Origin of the sequence: Moorena sp. SIO3I8, from assembly GCF_010692325.1 — a bacterium.
Taxonomy (GTDB): Bacteria; Cyanobacteriota; Cyanobacteriia; order Cyanobacteriales; family Coleofasciculaceae; genus Moorena.
In genome coordinates this window covers 1-1,265 of the sequence record NZ_JAAHHW010000422.1, presented here as the reverse complement: position 1 = coordinate 1,265, position 1,265 = coordinate 1, and the positions used below count along the sequence as shown (strand labels likewise).

General features: G+C 43.6%; 2 protein-coding genes. Both read left to right on the top strand.

Features of this window, described 5'->3' with window-relative positions; translation table 11 throughout:
* The first annotated feature begins 124 nt into the window (after window positions 1-124).
* Window positions 125-424, top strand: coding sequence for a type I restriction-modification system subunit M N-terminal domain-containing protein (locus F6K51_RS37560; RefSeq protein WP_293031346.1), 300 nt, complete (start codon window positions 125-127; stop codon window positions 422-424).
* Between the two features lie 42 nt (window positions 425-466).
* On the top strand, window positions 467-1,265 hold a 799-nt coding region (locus F6K51_RS37555), incomplete at its 3' end, for a class I SAM-dependent DNA methyltransferase (RefSeq protein ID WP_293031343.1).

Genomic DNA, 1,265 nt, shown 5'->3' with positions numbered 1-1,265 from the left:
CTGCTGTCGTTTAATCGCAATTTTCAATTGCAAGGATTACAAGGGTTGGGTGCGGAGTTTCCCCGTGCCCAACCCTTTGATTAATCAAGTAATATTGGATATTGGGCAAAATTAAAAGGACAATATGACGATCACAGGTGAGATTAAATCCAAGGTTGATAAGCTTTGGACAACTTTCTGGAATAATGGCATTAGCAACCCTCTTTCTGTGATCGAACAGATTTCCTATTTACTGTTTATCAAACGTCTGGATGACCTGGAACTGCTGAAGGAAAAGAAGAAAGCAAGGGGTTTGGGAAAGCCAGTCAACGATCCAATTTTCCCAGAGGACAAACAGCGATCGCGTTGGTCCCATTTTAAGAACAAGAGCGATGCAGAGGAAATGTTGGCCATTGTTCGGGATGAAGCATTCCCCTTTATCTAGAATCTGGGGACTACTGGGGGCGGTAATGCTTACACTCGCCACATGAAGGATGCCGTGTTTTTAATTGCTAGTCCGGCATTGTTGGCTAATGTAGTGACTCAGATCGATAGTATTCCGATGGAGGATCGGGATACCAAGGGCGACCTCTATGAGTATATGCTGTCTAAGCTGACTACAGCAGGAACTAACGGACAGTTTCGCACTCCCCGCCACATTATTAAGATGATGGTGGAACTGATGGAGCCAGGAGCAAAGGGAATAATTAAGGAAATAATTTGTGACCCTGCTTGTGGTACTGGGGGGTTTTTGGTTGCTGCTGCTGAGTACTTACAGCAGTTGAAAGATGATGGTAAGTTGCTTCTTAATGCCCCAGGAAACAGGGAACACTTTAATAGGGAGATGTTCCACGGGTTTGATTTTGATGGCACAATGCTGCGCATCGGTAGCATGAACCTGATGTTACACGGTATTGAAGACCCGTCTATTGAGGCGCGGGATTCTCTATCAGAGGATTATGCTGATCTCAAAGAAGCCTTTACTTTGATTCTAGCTAATCCACCCTTTAAGGGTTCGGTAGAGAAGTCTACTATTGCTAAAGATTTAACCAAGGTCATTTCTACTACTAAGACAGAGTTACTGTTTTTACCTTTGTTTTTGCGGCTGTTGAAAAATGGGGGACGTGCTGCTGTAATTGTACCTGATGGGGTATTGTTTGGTTCATCTAAGGCTCATAAAAAGATTCGCAGTATTTTAATAGAGAATCATGAGCTAGAAGGGGTGATATCTATGCCTTCTGGGGTGTTCAAACCCTATGCAGGTGTTTCAACAGCGGTGATTATTT